Source organism: Pseudomonas sp. PIC25, assembly GCF_002286785.1.
Classification (GTDB): Bacteria; Pseudomonadota; Gammaproteobacteria; order Pseudomonadales; family Pseudomonadaceae; genus Pseudomonas_M.
On the sequence record NZ_MUJY01000167.1, the window covers coordinates 1 to 18,471 of the forward strand.

Annotated in this window: 15 protein-coding genes; 2 read left to right on the forward strand and 13 right to left on the reverse strand. The window is 64.4% G+C overall.

Annotation, left to right across the window (positions count from 1 at the left end):
• The first annotated feature begins 411 nt into the window (after positions 1-411).
• Positions 412-1,476, forward strand: a complete 1,065-nt coding sequence (locus BZL41_RS20885; RefSeq protein ID WP_095601047.1) for an AI-2E family transporter — start codon at positions 412-414, stop codon at positions 1,474-1,476.
• 6 nt (positions 1,477-1,482) lie between these two features.
• On the opposite strand, the gene nuoN is transcribed toward BZL41_RS20885, so the two are convergent.
• The 13 genes from nuoN to BZL41_RS20950 form a co-directional block, all read right to left on the reverse strand.
• Positions 1,483-2,955, reverse strand: a complete 1,473-nt coding sequence (gene nuoN, locus BZL41_RS20890; RefSeq protein ID WP_095601048.1) for an NADH-quinone oxidoreductase subunit NuoN — start codon at positions 2,953-2,955, stop codon at positions 1,483-1,485.
• Between the two features lie 7 nt (positions 2,956-2,962).
• Positions 2,963-4,495, reverse strand: coding sequence for an NADH-quinone oxidoreductase subunit M (gene nuoM, locus BZL41_RS20895; RefSeq protein ID WP_095601049.1), 1,533 nt, complete (start codon positions 4,493-4,495; stop codon positions 2,963-2,965).
• Between the two features lie 65 nt (positions 4,496-4,560).
• Entirely contained in the window at positions 4,561-6,402 is a 1,842-nt protein-coding gene (nuoL, locus tag BZL41_RS20900; protein ID WP_095601050.1) for an NADH-quinone oxidoreductase subunit L, read from the reverse strand.
• Positions 6,399-6,707, reverse strand: a complete 309-nt coding sequence (gene nuoK, locus BZL41_RS20905; RefSeq protein WP_095601051.1) for an NADH-quinone oxidoreductase subunit NuoK — start codon at positions 6,705-6,707, stop codon at positions 6,399-6,401. The genes nuoL and nuoK overlap by 4 nt, the downstream gene beginning before the upstream one ends.
• Before the next feature lie 3 nt (positions 6,708-6,710).
• On the reverse strand, positions 6,711-7,211 hold the full coding sequence (gene nuoJ, locus BZL41_RS20910; protein WP_095601052.1) for an NADH-quinone oxidoreductase subunit J: 501 nt from the start codon (positions 7,209-7,211) through the stop codon (positions 6,711-6,713).
• A gap of 385 nt (positions 7,212-7,596) precedes the next feature.
• Positions 7,597-8,142, reverse strand: a complete 546-nt coding sequence (nuoI, locus tag BZL41_RS20915) for an NADH-quinone oxidoreductase subunit NuoI (RefSeq protein WP_095601053.1) — start codon at positions 8,140-8,142, stop codon at positions 7,597-7,599.
• 10 nt (positions 8,143-8,152) lie between these two features.
• Entirely contained in the window at positions 8,153-9,142 is a 990-nt protein-coding gene (gene nuoH / locus BZL41_RS20920; protein WP_095601054.1) for an NADH-quinone oxidoreductase subunit NuoH, read from the reverse strand.
• Positions 9,139-11,844, reverse strand: a complete 2,706-nt coding sequence (nuoG, locus tag BZL41_RS20925; protein ID WP_095601055.1) for an NADH-quinone oxidoreductase subunit NuoG — start codon at positions 11,842-11,844, stop codon at positions 9,139-9,141. Before nuoG ends, nuoH begins: the two co-directional genes overlap by 4 nt.
• 73 nt (positions 11,845-11,917) lie before the next feature.
• Positions 11,918-13,243 (reverse strand): NADH-quinone oxidoreductase subunit NuoF, encoded by a 1,326-nt coding sequence (nuoF, locus tag BZL41_RS20930; protein ID WP_095601056.1) that lies wholly within the window; start codon positions 13,241-13,243, stop codon positions 11,918-11,920.
• A complete protein-coding gene (nuoE, locus tag BZL41_RS20935; protein ID WP_095601057.1) occupies positions 13,240-13,740 on the reverse strand; it encodes an NADH-quinone oxidoreductase subunit NuoE in 501 nt (166 codons plus the stop codon). The genes nuoF and nuoE overlap by 4 nt, the downstream gene beginning before the upstream one ends.
• Before the next feature lie 2 nt (positions 13,741-13,742).
• Positions 13,743-15,524, reverse strand: coding sequence for an NADH-quinone oxidoreductase subunit C/D (nuoC, locus tag BZL41_RS20940; protein ID WP_095601058.1), 1,782 nt, complete (start codon positions 15,522-15,524; stop codon positions 13,743-13,745).
• Between the two features lie 43 nt (positions 15,525-15,567).
• The gene (locus BZL41_RS20945) at positions 15,568-16,242 is read right to left on the reverse strand and encodes an NADH-quinone oxidoreductase subunit B family protein (RefSeq protein ID WP_084338496.1); all 675 of its coding nucleotides are present in this window, start codon (positions 16,240-16,242) and stop codon (positions 15,568-15,570) included.
• Between the two features lie 10 nt (positions 16,243-16,252).
• Entirely contained in the window at positions 16,253-16,663 is a 411-nt protein-coding gene (locus tag BZL41_RS20950; RefSeq protein WP_095601059.1) for an NADH-quinone oxidoreductase subunit A, read from the reverse strand.
• Between the two features lie 406 nt (positions 16,664-17,069).
• Between BZL41_RS20950 and BZL41_RS20955 the strand changes: the two genes are divergently transcribed.
• Complete coding sequence (locus tag BZL41_RS20955) at positions 17,070-18,470, forward strand: pectin acetylesterase-family hydrolase (RefSeq protein WP_095601060.1); 1,401 nt, start codon at positions 17,070-17,072, stop codon at positions 18,468-18,470.
• Position 18,471 lies beyond the last annotated feature (1 nt).

The following is an 18,471-nucleotide window of genomic DNA, read 5'->3' on the forward strand; positions in this document are numbered from 1 at the left end:
CTCAGTAGTGAAACGACGCATCGCCGATGGTAGTGTGGGGTTTCCCCATGTGAGAGTAGGTCATCGTCAAGCACCTATCCCAAACCCCCAATCCGAGCAATCGGGTTGGGGTTTGTCTTTGCGCCTGGAAAAACTCAACGAAACGGCATTGCCGATAACGAGGGCTGCAAAGGCCGCGACAGGCCGGCGATTGGATATTGGTCAGTATCTTGGGCTTTCTCCAACGATCTCTTCGCTGCTCCGGCTCCTTCACCGTCGAGCACGCCACTTCTACAGCCCCTGGCCAAACGCTTTTCAGGCCTCGTCCTAGTCTCTGGTGCGCGGTCATGTCGCTCCGCCGTTCCCGTCTTGGCACTCGTTCGGCCGTTCGTTGACTAAACGGAGAGAGCCACTCTTTCCGTAGCGAGTCCGATGTCTAATTCAAGTCTGGAACACAAGACTTTTCTTTTGCTGCTGGTTGCGGTTTCCGTAGCGTTTGGCTGGGTACTGCTGCCATTCTCCGGTGCGGTGTTCTGGGCGGCGGTACTTGCCATCCTATTTGCGCCTCTCCAACGTCGCCTCTATCGGCGCTTCCACAGCCGCAGCAACTTGAGCGCTTTGCTCACCCTGACGGTCTGCGTGCTGCTGGCTGTGGTGCCGATGATGATCGTGACCGGTCTGGTGGTGCAGGAAGGGGCCAGCCTGTACAAGCGCATCGAAAGCGGGGAGCTAGATATTGGCGCTTTCCTTGGGCAGATGAAAGATATGCTGCCATTGACCATTCGCCAGATGCTCGACCGTCTCGGCTTGAACGACCTCGGTAGTTTGCGTGACAAGATGTCTAGCGGGGCGTTGCAGGGCAGTCAGTTCCTTGCCACCAAGGCGTTCAATTTCGGCCAGGACACCTTCCAGTTCGTGGTCGGCTTCTTCGTCATGCTTTACCTGCTGTTCTTCTTCATCCGCGACGGCGGCGAACTAAGTGGGCAGATCAAGCGCGCCATTCCCCTCAGCGAAGCGCAGAAGCGCCGGCTGTTCAGTAAATTCACCCGAGTGGTACGGGCCACGGTGAAAGGCAACATTGTGGTGGCAGCGGCCCAGGGAGCGCTGGGTGGGCTGATCTTTATGGTCCTTGGTATTCCCAGCGCCTTGCTCTGGGGCGTGCTGATGGCGTTTCTTTCGCTGCTGCCGGCCATTGGCGCCGGCCTGGTTTGGGCTCCGGTGGCGGTGTACTTCCTGCTCAGCGGCGCGTTGTGGAAGGGTATGGTACTGGCCTTGTTTGGGATCTGCGTGATCGGCCTGGTAGATAACATCCTGCGGCCGATCCTGGTGGGTAAGGACACTCGAATGCCGGACTATCTGGTGCTGATCTCTACGCTCGGTGGGCTGAGCCTGTTCGGCCTCAACGGATTCGTCATCGGCCCACTGATCGCGGCCTTGTTCGTATCCTGCTGGGGCCTGTTCACCGATGGTAAGAGCGACCGCATCATCACATCCTGATTTGCCTCAGCCGAGGGCGGCGATACCGGCCTGCCGCGCCAGCTCCAGCAATGGCTGCGGATAGACACCAAGGAAGAATGCCAGCACAGCGATCGCCAGCAACATGATGCCCCCGGCCCGCTGACCCCAGTTGAACGGCGCATCATGGCGGCGCAGGTTGGGTTCGAGCAGGAACAGCGTCACCATGACCCGCAGGTAGTAGAACAGGCCTATCGCGCTGCCCAGCACCAATGCCCCGATCAGCCACCAGAGCCGCGCCTCGACACCCACTGCGACCAGGTAGAACTTGCCGATGAACCCGGCGGTGAGCGGGATGCCGGCGAGTGAAAGCATCATCACGGTCAGCACCGCGGTCAGATACGGGCGGCGCCAGAACAACCCGCGATACTCGTACAGGGCATCGGCATCGCGACCGCTGTAGGGGGTCGACATCAGGGTGATCACGCCGAACGCGCCGAGGCTGGTGAGCACATAGGTCAGCAGGTAGACGCTCACGGCTTCCACCGCCAGGCCCTGGCTGGCCACCAGCGCCACCAGCAGATAGCCGAAGTGGGCGATGGAGGAGTAGCCGAGCAGCCGCTTGAGGTTGCTTTGCAGCAGCGCCAGCAGGTTGCCGATTAGGATCGAGGCGATGGCGATCAGCGCCAGCAGATCGTGCAGCCAGGGGTTGGCGCCGGCCGGGGCGAGCTGGAACAGCCGAAGCAGCGCGGCGAATACCGCCACCTTGCTGGCCGTGGCGAGAAACGCGGTGACGGGCGCCGGTGCGCCTTGGTAGACATCCGGCGTCCACAGATGGAAGGGCACCAGCGACAGCTTGAACGCCAGCCCGACCAACAGCATGCCCATGCCGATCTGGATCAGCGGGGCGGTTCCGGCAGTGCTTTCCAGCGTTGCGCCGACACCGGTGAAGCCCAGTGTGCCGGACCCGGCATAGAGCAGCGCCATGCCGAACAACAGAAAGGCCGAACCGGCGGCGGACAGCACCATGTACTTGATGCCGGCTTCCAGCGAATGCCGGTTGAAGAAGGCGTAGGCGACCAGGCCGTAAGTGGGCACCGACAGCAGCTCCAGGCCGATGAACAATCCAGCCAGGTGCTGCGCGCTGACCAGCACCAGGCCACCGGCGGCGGCCAGCAGCATCAGCAGATAGAACTCCTCGCGGTTGCCCGGATAGCCGGAACGGCCGGAGTCGCCGAGGTAGGCATGGGCCAGGGTCAGGCAGGCGAGGGTGGCGACCAGCACCAAGGCCATGTAGAAGCAGGCGAAGCGGTCCACCAGCAGCAGGGGCGTGACTTCCAGGGGCGCCACGCCCAGCGCCGGGATGACCGACAGCAGCGAGAGGTTCAGGCCGATCACCGACAGCACGAACGTGAGGCTGTGGTGCCGCCGCCAGGCGATGGCCAGCATCACCGCGACGATGGTGGCGGACAGCACCAGCAGAGGCAGCAGGGCGACGAAGTGGGGAGTGCTCAGGTCCATGCGCTGACTACCGGGTCGAAACCAGTTGAGAGAGGGCCGCGCCCAGCCACTGCTGGACGCCGTGCATGCTGGCCGCCGAGGTGTCCAGCAGCGGCTGCGGATAGAGGCCGAGCAGTACCAGCAGGCCGATCAGGCCGAACATCATGGCCTGCTCGCGGCCGTTCAGCCCGACCAGCGCGGACTCGTCGCGGGCGGGACCGTAGAAGGCGCGCTGCATCACGATCAGCGAGTAGATCGAGGCCAGCACCAGCCCGCCGGTGGCGAGGGCCGCGACGAGGGGGACCGCTTGGAAGCTGCCCAGCAGAATGAGAAATTCGCCGATGAAGTTGCCTGTGCCAGGCAGCCCGAGGGAGGCGGCGGAGAAGAACAGCATTACCCCCGGCAGATAGTTCAACCGGCCCCAGAGCCCGCCCATCTGGCGCATGTCGCGGGTATGCAGGCGTTCGTAGAGCTGGCCGCAGAGGATGAACAGCGCGGCGGCGGACAGGCCGTGGGCGACCATCTGCACCACCACGCCCTGCAGTGCCAACGGATTGCCGGAGTAGATGCCGATCAGCACGAAGCCCATGTGCGACACGCTGGTGTACGCCACCTGCCGCTTGATGTCGGTCTGGGCGAAGGCCAGCAGGGCGCCATAGACGATGCCGAGCAAGCCGAGCCACATGGCGATCGGCGCGAATTCCGCCGAGGCGTTGGGAAACAGCGGCACGCCGAAGCGGAGCAGGCCGTAGGCGGCGGTCTTCAGGAGGATGCCGGCGAGGTCCACCGAACCGGCGGTGGGGGCCTGGGCATGGGCATCGGGCAGCCAGGAGTGCACCGGCACCACCGGCAGCTTCACCGCGAAGGCGACGAAGAAGCCAAGCATCAGCAGGTACTCGGTGCCGGGGGAGAGGTTGGCTTGCAGCAGCAGCGAATAATCGAAGGTGAGCACGCCGGTGTCGTTGAAGTTGACGAACACCAGACCGAGGATCGCCACCAGCATGATCAGACCGCTGGCCTGGGTGAAGATGAAGAACTTGGTCGCCGCGTTGATCCGCGAACTCCGCCCGTCCTCCGCGCTGTGCCCCCAGAGCGCAATGAGGAAGTACATCGGCACCAGCATCATTTCCCAGAAGAAAAAGAACAGGAACAGGTCGAGGGCGAGGAATACCCCGATCACGCCGCCGAGAATCCACATCAGGTTCAGGTGGAAGAAGCCGACGTGCTTCTGGATTTCCTTCCACGAGCAGAGCACCGAGAGCACGCCGAGCAGGCCGGTGAGCAGGATCATCAGCAGCGACAGTCCGTCCAGGGCCAGGTGCAGGTTGATGCCGAAGCGCTGAATCCACGGGTACTTGAATTCCAGTTCCCAGGCCTGCCCGTCGCCGGGTGTGGGCGCGAGGTGGAATTCGCCCTGGCTCCACAGCCAGAGGCCGAGCAGCAGCACCAGCGTCATGGTGGCCAGCGCCAGCCAGCGCGGCAGGGTGAGGCTGAAGCGCTCGGCCAGCCAGCAGAGCAGGCCGCCGATGAAGGGGATCAGGATCAGCCAGGGCAGAATCATCTCGGGCTCGTTCTCCGTTCAGTCCGTGTCGCCAATGGCGGTCGCTCGCCGGCCCATGTTCATGTCTACACCAACGCCAGAGCGCCGAGCAGCAGGACCGCGCCGCCGGCCAGGGAAGCGGCGTACCAGCGCAAGCGGCCGCTTTCGGTCTGGCTCATCAGCCGGTTGCCGCCTTTCGCCAGCTTCGGAATCTGGGTGATGCCCCGGTCGAACGGGTCGCGCCCGAGCAATCGGCAGAGCAACAGGTAGGGCTGCACGAACAGCCTGTCGTAGAGCCAGTCGAAGCCCCAGGCGGCATACCACCAAGCAGCGAAGAAGCGGCCCGGAGCGCTTTCTGCGAGGCGCGTGACGAACCGCCGTTGGCCGAGGAAGAGCAGGGCGGCCAGGACGATGCCGGATACCGCGATCACGCCGGACAGTAGTTCCAGACTGTGCTTGGCCTCGCCGCCGGCTTCCCCCGCACTGGTTGGCAGCACCGTGGCCAGCGGTGGGTGGATCAGCGCACCGATGAACGTGGACAGCACCAGCAGTACGCCCAGCGGTAGCCAGTGGCTGACGCCGTGGCCTGCATGGACCTCGGTCTTCGCTTCGCCGTGGAAGGCGATGAAGATCAGGCGGAAGGTGTACAGCGAGGTGAGGAAGGCGCCGATCAGGCCCACCAACAGCAGGGTCCGATGACCGCTGGCGAAGGCTTCCCAGAGGATCTCATCCTTCGAGTAAAAACCGGCGGTAATGAACGGCAATGCCGCCAGCGCCGAGCCTCCAACGAGAAAGCAGGCGTAGGCCAGCGGCAGCGGCCGGCGCAGGCCGCCCATCTTGAAGATGTTCTGCTCATGGTGGCAGGCAAGGATCACAGCACCGGAGGCGAGGAACAGCAGGGCCTTGAAGAAAGCATGGGTCATCAGATGGAAGATCGCGCCGCTCCAGGCGCCGACGCCGAGGGCGAGGAACATGTAGCCGATCTGGCTCATGGTGGAGTAGGCGAGGATACGCTTGATATCGGTCTGCACCAGGGCGGCGAAGCCGGCCAACAGCAGCGTCAACGCGCCGACGATGCCGACCAGCTCCAGTGTCGCCGGCGCCAGGCTGAATAGGCCGTGGCAGCGGGCGATCAGGTAGACGCCGGCAGTCACCATGGTCGCCGCGTGGATCAAGGCGGAAACCGGCGTCGGGCCGGCCATGGCGTCGGCCAGCCAGGTCTGCAACGGCAATTGCGCGGACTTGCCGACCGCCCCGCCGAGCAGCAACAGCGTGGCCAGGGTCAGTTGCGGATCGCCGCTGGCGAAGCGTTGTGGCGCCAGGGTCAATAGCTCTTGGATGTGCAGGGTGCCAAGCGCGTGGAAGAGGATGAACAGGCCGATGGCCATGAACACATCGCCGACGCGGGTGACGATGAACGCCTTCAGCGCCGCCGCGCCATTGGCCGGGTTGCTGTAGTAGAAGCCGATCAACAGGTAGCTGCACAGGCCCACGCCTTCCCAGCCGAGGTAGAGCAGCAGCAGGTTATCGGCCAGAACCAGGAACAGCATGCTGGCGACGAACAGGTTCATGTAGGCGAAGAAGCGTGAGTAGCCTTCCTCGCCGCGCATGTACCAGGAGGCGAACAGGTGGATCAGGAAGCCGACGCCGGTCACCACGCCGAGCATGGTCAGCGACAGGCCATCGAGATGCAGGGCGACTGCAGGGCGGAAGTCCTCCACCACCAGCCATTGCCAGAGTATCTGCACATGGGGAGCGCCACCCGCTGCGAGGAACTGCCAGCCGGCATACAGCGCCACCAGCGCCGACAGCCCCACCGAACCGACGCCGATCAGCGCCGCGAGGTTTTCCGACAGACGCCCACGGGATAGCGCCAGGACGACGAAGCCGAGCAGGGGAAAGGCAATGGACAGAAAGAGCAGGTTCATCCGCGCATCTCGCTGGCAGCGTCGATATCCAGGGTGTCGAAACGGCGATAGAGCTGAAGCAGGATCGCCAGCCCGATGCTGGCCTCGGCCGCGGCCAGGCTGAGCACCAGGACGAACATGATCTGCCCGTCGGCCTGGGCCCAGCGGCTACCGGCCACGACGAAGGCGAGGGCGGCGGCGTTCATCATGATCTCCAGGCTCATCAGTACGAACAGAATGTTGCGCCGTACCAGCAGGCCGACCAGCCCCAGGCTGAAGAGCAGGCCGGCGACTGCAAGGCCGTGTTCCATGGGCAATCCGGGCATGAATTACTCCTTCGCCTCGTGGCGTCCGAGGTGGTAGGCGGCAACCAGTGCGGCGAGCAGCAGCATGGAGGCTAGCTCCACCGCCAATAGGTAAGGTCCATACAGGCTGATCCCGACTGCCTTGGCATCGACGGTTTCCAGCCCGGCCGGTATGCCCAGGTAGCCCTTCACCAATACCCAGGTCAGTTCGCCGAACAGCAGCAGGGAGAGCAGCGCCGGACCGATCCACATACCCGGACGGAGCCAGCGACGTTCCTGCTCGATGGCCGCCTGGCCGAGGTTGAGCATCATCACCACGAAGACGAACAGCACCATGATCGCCCCGGCGTAGACGATGATCTCCAGCACCCCGGCGAAGGGTGCACCGAGTGCGAAGAAGCACATGGACACCGCCAGCAGCGAGACGATCAGGTAGAGCAGGGCATGCACCGGGTTGGTGTGAGTGATCACCCGCAAGGTGGCGAGGAAGGCGATGCCGGCCGAGAAGTAGAAGGCGAATTGCATCAGGCGCTCCTTGGCATGGAGACAGGGTAGGGCTTATGGGCGTTCGCCTGCTGGCATAGGCAGGGTAGTGGATGGAGGGTGGCCTTGTTTGTGTGTAAGGCGATGCTCCGCCCCCTCACCCCAGCCCTCTCCCCAATGGGGCGAAGGGGTATCCGAGTGGGATTGCTCCATCCGTGCCTGGATTCCTTTGGGCAGGGCCCGCAGGCCGGAGGAGAGTCATACATCGTACTACCGGACTGCACATACCAACTCTCTCGCCCCTCTGGGGAGAGGGTTGGGGTGAGGGGACGGACTCCCGGCAGACGAAGAACCTCAATCCCACTCCGAACAAGCCCAGGTACCGTCCCAACTATCCAGCCCGAAAACCCAAGACCCGACGCCCGCCTCATGGCATCAACCCCTTCACATTCACCGGCTCCGCCTCGTTCTTCGCAGCGCCCTTGGGCTTGCCGGCGATGGCCATGCCGGCTACGCGGTAGAAGTTGTAGCCGTGGTCCTTGCCCGGCCCGGAGATGAGCAGGTCTTCCTTTTCGTACACCAGTTGCTGGCGGTCGTACTCGCACATCTCGAAGTCCGGCGTGAGCTGGATGGCACTGGTCGGGCAGGCTTCCTCGCACAGGCCGCAGAAGATGCAGCGGGAGAAGTTGATGCGGAAGAATTCCGGGTACCAGCGGCCGTCGGGCTTTTCCGCCTTCTGCAGGGAGATGCAGGCCACCGGGCAGGCCACCGCGCAGAGGTTGCAGGCCACGCAGCGCTCCTCGCCGTCGGGGTCGCGGGTCAGGACGATGCGGCCACGGTAGCGGGGCGGCAGGTACACCGGCTCTTCCGGATACTGCAGGGTGTCGCGCTTGCGGAAGGCGTGGGAAAAGATCATCACCAGGCTGCGCAACTGGGTGTAAGTGCCGTGGAGAATATGCAGGATTTCTTTCATCTCCGTCTCCTCAGCGGGCAGCCAGCACGAAGGCACCGGTCACCAGCAGGTTGATCAGGGTCAGCGGCAGACAAACTTTCCAACTGAACGCCATCACCTGGTCGTAGCGCGGCCGCGGCACCGAAGCGCGTAGCAGGATGAACAGCATGATGAAGAACGCCGTCTTAAGCGCGAACCAGACGAAGGACAGTGAGGGCAGGAGGCCGAACGGCCCGTGCCAGCCGCCGAAGAACAAGGTCACAAGCAGCGCAGAGATGAGCACGATGCCGATGTACTCGCCAACGAAGAACATGCCCCATTTCATGCCGGCGTATTCGATGTGATACCCGTCGGCCAGCTCCTGTTCCGCTTCCGGCTGGTCGAACGGGTGACGGTGCGTCACCGCGACGCCGGCGATGAAAAAGGTAGCGAAGCCGAGGAACTGCGGAAGGATGAACCACACGCCATCCGCCTGGGCTTGGACGATGTCGCGCATGTTGAAGGAACCGGCCTGGGCCACCACGCCCATCAGCGCCAGGCCCATGAACACCTCGTAGGAGAGCGTCTGCGCCGACGCGCGTAGAGCGCCGAGCAGGGCGAACTTGTTGTTGCTCGACCAGCCGGCGAAGAGCACCGCGTAGACCGCCAGGCCGGCCATGCCGAAGAAGAACAGCAGGCCGATATTCAGATCGGCGACGCCCCAGGTCGGTGTCACCGGCACCACGGCGAAGGCGATCAGCAGCGCACTCATGGCGACGATGGGGGCCAGGGTGAAGATCAGCCGGTCGGCGAACGGCGGCGTCCAGTCCTCCTTGAAGAACATCTTGATCATGTCCGCACCGAGCTGGAAAGCACCGAACGGACCGACCCGGTTCGGCCCATAGCGGTCCTGCCAGAGCCCGAGCAGGCGCCGCTCCACCCAGCTCAGCAGGGCACCGGTGACCACCACCACCAGGAGGATGACGATGGCTTTGAGCACGGCCACCAGCACGGCGATCACGTCCGCAGTCAGCCAGCTCATTGCGTGGCCTCCTGCAGCTCGGTCGCCCATTGCCCGGTGAGCGGCGGAATACCGTCGAAGCCGGCCGGCAGCCCGACCAGCCCCTCACTCAGTTCCTGGCTTATGCGCAGCGGCAGGCGCAGCGTCCGGCCGTCGAGGGTCAGCCTGAGCCAGGCGCCGTCGTTCACGCCAAGGCGCGCCGCATCGGCTTCGGACAATGCCACATAGGATGCGCATATGCGCTCCCGGATCGGCGCGGCACGCGCAGAGGTTTCCTCGCTGCCGAACAGGTGATGGAGCGGGGCCACCCGCCAGCGGCCGGGCTGGGGTTCGAAGGCGGTCGGCGCGGTGAACCAGCCGAGGCCATCACCGTGGGGCTCGATCAGGCGTATTCCGGGATCGCCGGCCCGCAGATGGCCGCCCACTTCGTCCTGGAATTTGTTCCAGGCCTGCGGCGAGTTCCAGCCCGGCGACCAGGCGAACGGGATCTGCTGGCGTGGCAGCGCGGCGCCGGCGTAGCCCTCCATGGAGAAGGCGAAGGGCGTGTCGCTGTCCTGCGGTGTGCGCGGCTCGTGCACGCTGATATTGGCGCGCATGGCGGTGCGACCGCTGTAGCGGTGCGGTTCGCGCGCCAGCTTGAGACCTTTGATGCGGAAGCTGGCTTTGGGCGCCGCGTCGCGGATGCCGGCCAGGGCCGGTAGCGCATTGGCGCAGGCATCGGTGACCTGGTCGAGCTGGGTCCAGTCCACTGGTTTGCCTTGCAGCGTGCTGTGCACGGCGTGCAGCCAGCGCCAGCTTTCCCGGATCAGATTGCCGGCGTCGTAGTAGGTCGGGTCGAACACCTGAAAGAAGCGTTGCGCGCGGCCTTCCTGGCTGACCAGGGTGCCATCGCCTTCGGCGAAGCTGGCGGCCGGTAGCAGCAGGTGGGCGCGCTCGGCGGTAGGAGTGCGCTGGTGATCGAGCACGATGACCGGACGGGCTGCTTGCAAGGCGGCATCCACCCGCGCGCGGTCTGCGCGGCGGTAGAGATCGTTTTCCAGCACCACCAGGGCGTCGGCATGGCCATCGCTGGAACGCTGCAAGGCTTCGTCCAGCGACATTCCGCCGACCAAGGCCAACCCCAGGCTGTTAGCTTCCGGGACGACCAAGCTGATCGAGCCCGCCTTGCCGCGCTGGTGCAGGGCTTTGGCGATGTTGGCTGTGGCTTCGATGAGCGCCGCGTTGCCAAGGGACATGCCGGAGATCAGCAGCGGACGCTGCGCCGCCAGCAGCGCATCGGCAATGCGTCGGGCCAGCGCTTCGGCGTCCGGCTCCAGGCCGGTCACCGCCGGCGCCCCCGCATCCAGCGCATGGGCCACGGCGAAGCCGAGGCGGGCGAGGTCTTCCGGTGCGGCGTGCACGCATTCCTTGGCCACGTCGTCGAGGCGGGTTTCCTCCAGGCTGGCGATGAACAGCGGGTACAGTTCGTGCTGGCCGATGTTCTGCACCGCGGCGTTCAGCCAGGGCTGCAGCTTCATCGCGGCGGCCATGGCTTCAGCCTTGCCCTTGACCGTCTGGCGCAGGGCGAGGGCGATGCGCGCGGCGGTTTGGGTCAGGTCTTCGCCGAGGACGAAGACGACGTCGTGGTCCTCCATCTCACGGATCGAAGCGATGGGCAGCGGGCTGTTGCGCTGGATGTCGAGGGTCAGTCGCAGGAGATCCAGTTCGATGGCGCCGATGCCGCAGGAGAAGTTCTCCTCGCCGACCAGTTCGCGCAGGGCGAAGTTGCTTTCCAGGCTGGCGCGTGGCGAGCCGATACCGATCACCCGCTTGCCAGCAAGCAGCTCGGCAGCCTTGTCCACCGCCGCGTCGAGACCCAGGGTGTGGCCATCGAATAGCGGCTGGCGCGGGCGGTCGCGGCGGTTGACATAGCCGTAGCCGAAGCGACCGCGGTCGCAGAGGAAATAGTGATTCACCGAGCCGTTGTAGCGGTTCTCGATGCGGCGCAGCTCGCCGTAGCGTTCGCCGGGGCTGATGTTGCAGCCGGACGAGCAGCCGTGGCAGATGCTCGGGGCGAACTGCATGTCCCACTTGCGGTTGTAGCGTTCGGAATGGGTCTTGTCGGTGAACACACCGGTCGGGCAGACCTCGGTGAGGTTGCCGGAGAACTCGCTTTCCAGTACGCCATCCTCGACCCGGCCGAAGTAGACGTTCTCGTGGGCGCCGAACACGCCGAGATCGGTGCCACCGGCGTAGTCCTTGTAGTAGCGCACGCAACGGTAGCAGGCGATGCAGCGGTTCATCTCGTGGGCGATGAAGGGGCCGAGGTCCTGGTTTTCGTGGGTGCGCTTGGCGAAGCGGTAGCGCCGGCGGTTGTGGCCGGTCATCACGGTGACGTCCTGCAGGTGGCAATGGCCGCCTTCCTCGCATACCGGGCAGTCGTGCGGGTGGTTGGTCATCAGCCACTCCACCACGCTGGCGCGGAAGGTCTTGGCTTCCTCGTCGTCGATGGAGATCCAGGTGTTGTCGCTGGCGGGGGTCATGCAGGACATCACCAGGCGGCCGCGTTTGTCGTTCTCGTCGCTGAACTGCTTGACCGCACACTGACGGCAGGCGCCGACGCTGCCCAGCGCCGGGTGCCAGCAGAAGTAGGGGATGTCCAGCCCCAGCGACAGGCAGGCCTGCAGCAGGTTGTCCGCTCCGTCGACTTCGAACGATTTGCCGTCTACGTGGATGGTGGCCATGGTTCCCGGTTTCGTCGTAGGGCCCGCATCGCGGGCCGTCGTTCGTATTCCCTCCGTGCGGAGGGGCCCCGCTTTACACGCCGACCGCCTCCAGCCGGGCGATGCCCGCTTCGAACTCCGGTCGGAAATACTTGATAGCACTGGCCAGCGGCTCCACCGCGCCCGGTGCGTGGGCGCAAAAGGTCTTGCCGGGGCCGAGGAAGTCGCACAGTTGTTCCAGAATCTCGATGTCGCCGGGCTGGCCTTCGCCGCGCTCCAGTGCGCGCAACAGCTTCACGCTCCATGGCAACCCATCGCGGCAGGGCGTGCAAAAGCCGCAGGATTCGCGGGAGAAGAACTCTTCCATGTTGCGCAGCAGGCCGACCATGTTGACCGTCTCGTCCACCGCCATGGCCAGCCCGGTGCCCATGCGGGTGCCGACCTTGGCGACGCCGGCTGCATAAAGCGGGGTATCCAAGTGCCCCGGCAACAGGAACCCAGTGCCGGCCCCGCCAGGTTGCCAGGCTTTCAGGCGATAGCCGTCGCGCATGCCGCCGGCATGTTCCTCGAACAGTTCGCGGGCACTAATGCCGAATGGCAGCTCCCACAGGCCGGGGCTCTTCACCTTGCCGGAGAAGCCCATCAACTTGGTGCCCATGTCTTCGCTGCCGGGGCGGGCGAGGGCCTTGTACCAGTCCACCCCGTTGCCGATGATCGCCGGCACGTTGCACAGGGTTTCCACGTTGTTCACGCAGGTCGGCTTGCCCCATACGCCGACGGCGGCGGGGAACGGCGGTTTGGAGCGCGGATTGGCGCGGCGTCCTTCCAGGGAGTTGATCAGCGCGGTTTCCTCGCCACAGATGTAGCGGCCGGCGCCGGTGTGCACGAAGAGTTCGAAGTCGAAACCCGAGCCGAGAATATTTCGCCCGATCAACCCTGCCGCCCGTGCTTCTTCCACCGCACGGCGCAGGGTGCGCGCCGCGTCGACGTACTCGCCGCGCAGGAAGATGTAGCCACGGTAGGCCTTGAGCGCCCGCGCGCTGATCAGCATGCCCTCGATCAGCAGGTGCGGCAGTTGCTCCATCAGCAGCCGATCCTTATAGGTGTTCGGCTCCATTTCGTCGGCATTGCACAGCAGGTAACGCAGGTTCAGCGATTCGTCCTTGGGCATCAGGCCCCACTTCACTCCGGTGGGGAAGCCGGCACCGCCCCGGCCCTTTAGCCCCGCGTCCTTGACCTGCTGGACGATCTCGTCCGGGCTCAGGGAAGTCAGCGCCTTGCGCGCGGCGGTGTAACCGTCCCGCGCCTGGTACTCGTCCAGCCAGACCGGTTCACCGTCGTCGCGCAGGCGCCAGGTCAGCGGATGGGTTTCCGCGCTGCGCGGCACCCGGTTGGCCGTGGAAAGGGACACGCAGCTCATGGGTAGGCCTCCAGCAGCCGGGCGATGGCCGCGGTGTCCAGATGGCTGTGGGTGTCGTCGTCCACCATCAGCGTCGGGCTCTTGTCGCAGTTGCCCAGGCAGCACACCGGCAACAGGGTGAAACGGCCGTCGGGGGTGGTCTGGCCAAGGCCGATTCCAAGCTCTTTCTCCAGCGCGGCCTGGATCGTCTCGTGGCCGTTGATGTAGCAGACCATGCTGTCGCACAGACGGATGATGTGACGGCCCACCGGCTGGCGGAAAATCTGGCTGTAGAAGGTGGCGACGCCTTCGACGTCGCTGGCCGGGATGCCCAGCACCTCGGCCACGGCCGGGATGGCGCCATCCGGTACCCAGCCGCGCTGCTGCTGGACGATCTTCAGCGCTTCGATGGATGCCGCGCGGGCATCCTCGTAGTGGTGCATCTCGGCCTCGATGGCCGCGCGCTCGGCGGCGCTTAGAGTGAAGCGGTCGGTCTGGATCAGGCTGTTCTGGCTCATGGTCAGCGGTCCACGTCGGCCATTACGAAATCGATGCTGCCCAGGTAAGCGATGAGGTCCGACACCATGCTGCCGCGGATCACCGCGGGAATCTGCTGCAGGTGCGGGAAGCTGGGCGTACGGATGCGCGTGCGGTAGCTCATGGTGCTGCCGTCGCTGATCAGGTAGTAGCTGTTGATGCCCTTGGTCGCCTCGATCATCTGGAAGGCTTCGTTGGCCGGCATCACCGGTCCCCAGGACACCTGCAGGAAGTGAGTGATCAGGGTCTCGATGTGCTCCAGCATGCGTTCGCGCGGCGGCGGTGTGGTCAGCGGATGGTCGGCCTTGAACGGGCCCTCGGGCATGTTCTTCAGGCACTGCTCGATGATGCGCAGGCTTTCGCGCATTTCGCCTACTTTAACCAGACAGCGGTCGTAGGCGTCGCCGTTGGCCGCCAGGGGCACCTCGAATTCGAAGTGCTCGTAGCCGGAATAGGGACGAACCTTGCGGATGTCGTAGTCGAAGCCGGTGGCGCGCAGGCCGGCGCCGGTGACGCCCCATTCCAGGGCCTGTTGGGTGTTGTAGCGGGCCACGCCGATGGTCCGGCCACGCAGGATGCTGTTCTTTAGCGCGGCCTTCTCATACTCGGCCAGGCGCTTGGGCATCCAGTCGAGGAACTCGCGCACCAGCCTGTCCCAGCCGCGCGGCAGGTCGTGGGCTACGCCGCCGATACGGAACCAGGCCGGGTGCATGCGGAAGCCGGTGATGGCCTCGACCACCTGGTAGGCGCGCTGGCGGTCGGTGAAGGTGAAGAACACTGGCGTCATGGCGCCGACGTCCTGGATGTAGGTGCCCAGGTACAACAGGTGATTCAGGATGCGGAAGAACTCGGCCAGCATCACGCGGATGAAGTCGACCCGGCTCGGCACCTTGATGCCGGCGAGCTTCTCCACTGCCAGCACGTAGGGCAGGTTGTTCATTACCCCGCCGAGGTAGTCGATGCGGTCGGTGTAGGGGATGAAGCTGTGCCAGGACTGGCGCTCGGCCATTTTCTCGGCGCCGCGGTGGTGGTAGCCGATTTCCGGCACGCAATCGACGATTTCCTCGCCATCCAGCTGCAGGATGATGCGGAAGGCGCCGTGGGCGGAGGGATGGTTCGGGCCGAGGTTGAGGAACATGAAGTCCTCGTGGTCGCCGTGGCGCTGCATGCCCCAGTCTTCCGGCTTGAAGCGCAGGGCTTCCTGTTCCAAGTCCTGCTTGGCGGCGGACAGGCTGTAGGGATCGAACTCGGTGGCGCGCGCCGGATAGTCCTTGCGCAGTGGGTGACCTTCCCAGGTCGGCGGCATCAGCATGCGGATCAGGTGCGGATGGCCGTCGAAGCGGATGCCATACATGTCCCAGACTTCCCGCTCGTACCAGTTGGCGTTGGGCCAGATGGACGTGGCGCTGGGCAGCGACAGATCGCCCTCGGCGAGGGCGACCTTGATCATCACATCGCTGTTCCGTTCCACCGAGAGCAGGTGGTAGAAGACGCTGAAGTCCGCCTCGGGAAGCCCCCGGCGCTGGGTCCGCAGGCGCTCGTCGACACCGTGCAGGTCGTAGAGCATGACGTAGGGCTGCGGCAATTGGCGGAGAAAACGCAGTACTTCGATCAGCTGTTCGCGCGGCACCCAGAGCACCGGCATGCCGGTGCGGGTGACCTGGACGGTAAAGGTCTCGGCACCGAAACGGGCTTTCAACTCGACCACCACGTCAGGCGGCGAGGCTGGGTACGGCGGTGTGTGCAATGCGCTGCTAGACGTCATGGATACCTGCTTCCGGTCAGCGTCGTAAGGAGCCGGTCCCGGCTCAGACTTCGTCGGGGCTGCGCAACTGGGTGACCTTGATCCTCTGCTCGCGCCGCTGCTCGCGTTGCGACGGCATTTCGGCGCGGTAGATGCCCTGGTCCCCGACCACCCAGGACAGCGGCCGGCGCTCCTCTCCGATCGACTCCTGCAGCAGCATCAGCCCCTGCAGGAAGGCTTCCGGGCGGGGCGGGCAGCCGGGCACGTAGACGTCCACTGGGAGGAACTTGTCGACCCCCTGGACCACCGAGTAGATGTCGTACATGCCGCCGGAGTTGGCGCACGAGCCCATGGAAATCACCCACTTGGGTTCCAGCATCTGCTCGTAGAGGCGCTGGATGACCGGCGCCATCTTGATGAAACAGGTGCCGGCGATGACCATGAAATCCGCCTGGCGCGGCGAGGCACGGATCACCTCGGCGCCGAAGCGGGCGATATCGTGAGGAGCGGTGAACGCCGTGGTCATTTCCACGTAGCAGCAGGACAGGCCGAAGTTGTATGGCCACAGGGAGTTCTTGCGGCCCCAGTTCACCGCGCCGTGCAGCACCTCTTCCAGCTTGCCCATGAAAACGTTGCGGTGAACCTGGCTTTCCAGCGGGTCGGGCACGGTCTCCCGTTCACCGATTGGGTACTGCGCGTTAGCTGCGTTGGGATCGATCCTGGTGAGTTTGTATTGCATTACCCACGCCTCAAGGTTTGAGCTTCGCCTGCCGTCTGCGGCGCGATTCGGGAGACCAGTCGAGGGCCCCGATGCGCCAGAGATAGACAAGACCCGCCAGCAGAATGGCTATGAAAATGCTTGCCTCGATGAGGCCGGCCCAGCCGCTTTCCCGTACGGAAACGGCCCAGGCGAAGAGAAACAGGGCTTCCACGTCGAAGATCACGAATAGCATCGCGACCAGGTAGAACTTGGCCGACAGGCGCAGGCGGGCGCCACCGGTGGGAACGATCCCGGATTCGAAGGGGACGTTCTTGCTGCGGCCGAAGGCCTTGCTACCCAGCAGACTGGAGACGCCGAGCATGAACGCACAGAGGCCGAAGACCCCCAGAAGAAAAACTGCAAAGCCCCAGTGATGGGACAAACTGGCCACATCAGGCATGCCGATGCTCCTTGGGCAACGGACGGTTTTTCTTTGATCGTAGTGACGCTAATCGGTTTCTTAACGGTTGAGTCAATTCGAGTGTAGGCGGGCCTTTCCGGGTAAGGAAATTTTTGCCGAGAAAAATTTGCTCGGGCCTATGCCAGCGAAGCCCTTGATATAGAGCGGTTGCGAGATGTTACAGCGTGGTTTTACGGTCGCGGACGGGCTGTCACCGCCATAACCCGGCGTTCCCGGGGAGAGGGAGCGCTATAGCCAAACGGTATTTTTTGAATTCTAAGCTGTACTAACGTACTAAAATCTCCCGCCTGCCATTTACCTTGCCAAGGAGAGAAACCCGGGTCTGCGCGGTAGCCGCTGCCTGTGGCATGTCGACCCTGCATAACGACAAAAAGAGGGATTCGCTATGCCTGCAGCCAAGCCGTTCCGCTTGTCCGCTTTCGTCCTGCCGTTGCTGCTGCTTCCGTTCGCGTCGCTACGCGCCGAACCGGGGGACTACAGCGCTTGGCAAACGATGATCAACCTGGTCTCGCCCCCGGCGGCGGACAACCCGGTCACGCCGGCACAACGGCTCGGGCCATATCCGCTGCTGGCCAACCCCGCCGGTTTCGACAGCGGCTTCCGCCCGGGCAGCTACTATGCCTGGCAGACCATCCAACTGGCACCGCAGACCGGCGCGGTCTGCGGTAACGGCTCGCCCTATAAGTTCTTCGTCAACCGCGTGCCGAACACACGCAACACCATCATCTACCTGGAAGGTGGCGGCGCCTGCTGGGACTACCCCAGCTGTAGCGGGCAGGGCGGTATCCGCGGTGCGCGCAACCCGAACGGCATTCCCGACGACTACATGGCCCTGTTGAATCCGGGCGCCAGCCTGGTCAGCCCCTTCGTCGTGCGCCTGCACCCTTGGAGCCGGGTAAAGACGCAGAACTGGAACATGGTCTACGTGCCTTACTGCACTGGGGACATCTATTCCGGCGACCGCGTAGCGATCTACCAGGACCCGCAGAACCCGGAGCAGCAGCCTCTGGTCTGGCATCACAACGGGTTGCGCAACGTGCGCGCGGTGGTCGGCTGGCTGAAGGACAACCTGCAACGTCCGACCCAGATGCTCACCACTGGTTGCAGCGCCGGCGGGGCGGGCAGCCTGACCAACCATGCGGCGATCCGACAGGACATCGCGCCGGACCGCGGCTTCCTCATCGACGATTCCGGTCCGGTGTTCAGCGCCATCGCCAGTGGCAATCCGCAGGACTATCCATCGCTGCCGCTGCAGGGGTTCATCCGCCAGGCCTGGGGACTGGACGCCGGACCGCTGCCTTATCTGCAGAGCCGCTTGCCGGGGTTGAACCTCAACGACCTCGGCACGCTGTATTCGGCGCTGTCGGCCAACCTGCCGGGGGACCGCATGGGGCACACCCATTTCTGGAAAGACCTGAACTACTCGTCCTACTCCTACGAGCGCTTCTATGCCGACATCATCAACGCGCCGGACCTGGCAACGAAGCAGGCACTGATCCATGGCCGTTGGGATGTTGACACCGCCCGGCTGCGCAATGAACTGGCCAACCTGAGCAACTTCGGCGGCTACTTCCCGCAGTACCGGGCGGTTAACGAAAGTCACTGCACCAGCATCATCGAGTTCGCCAACGCGGATATCCAGGAGCAGGACCTGGAGCTGGACGATTTCGTCAGCAGTGTGCTCAACGGTAGCGGCCCGGTACTGGAAGCCTCCGAAACCAGCGATCAGGCCGACCGGCAGAAGCCGTTCAACCTGCTGTATTACGTATTGGATCAGTTGCTCTAAG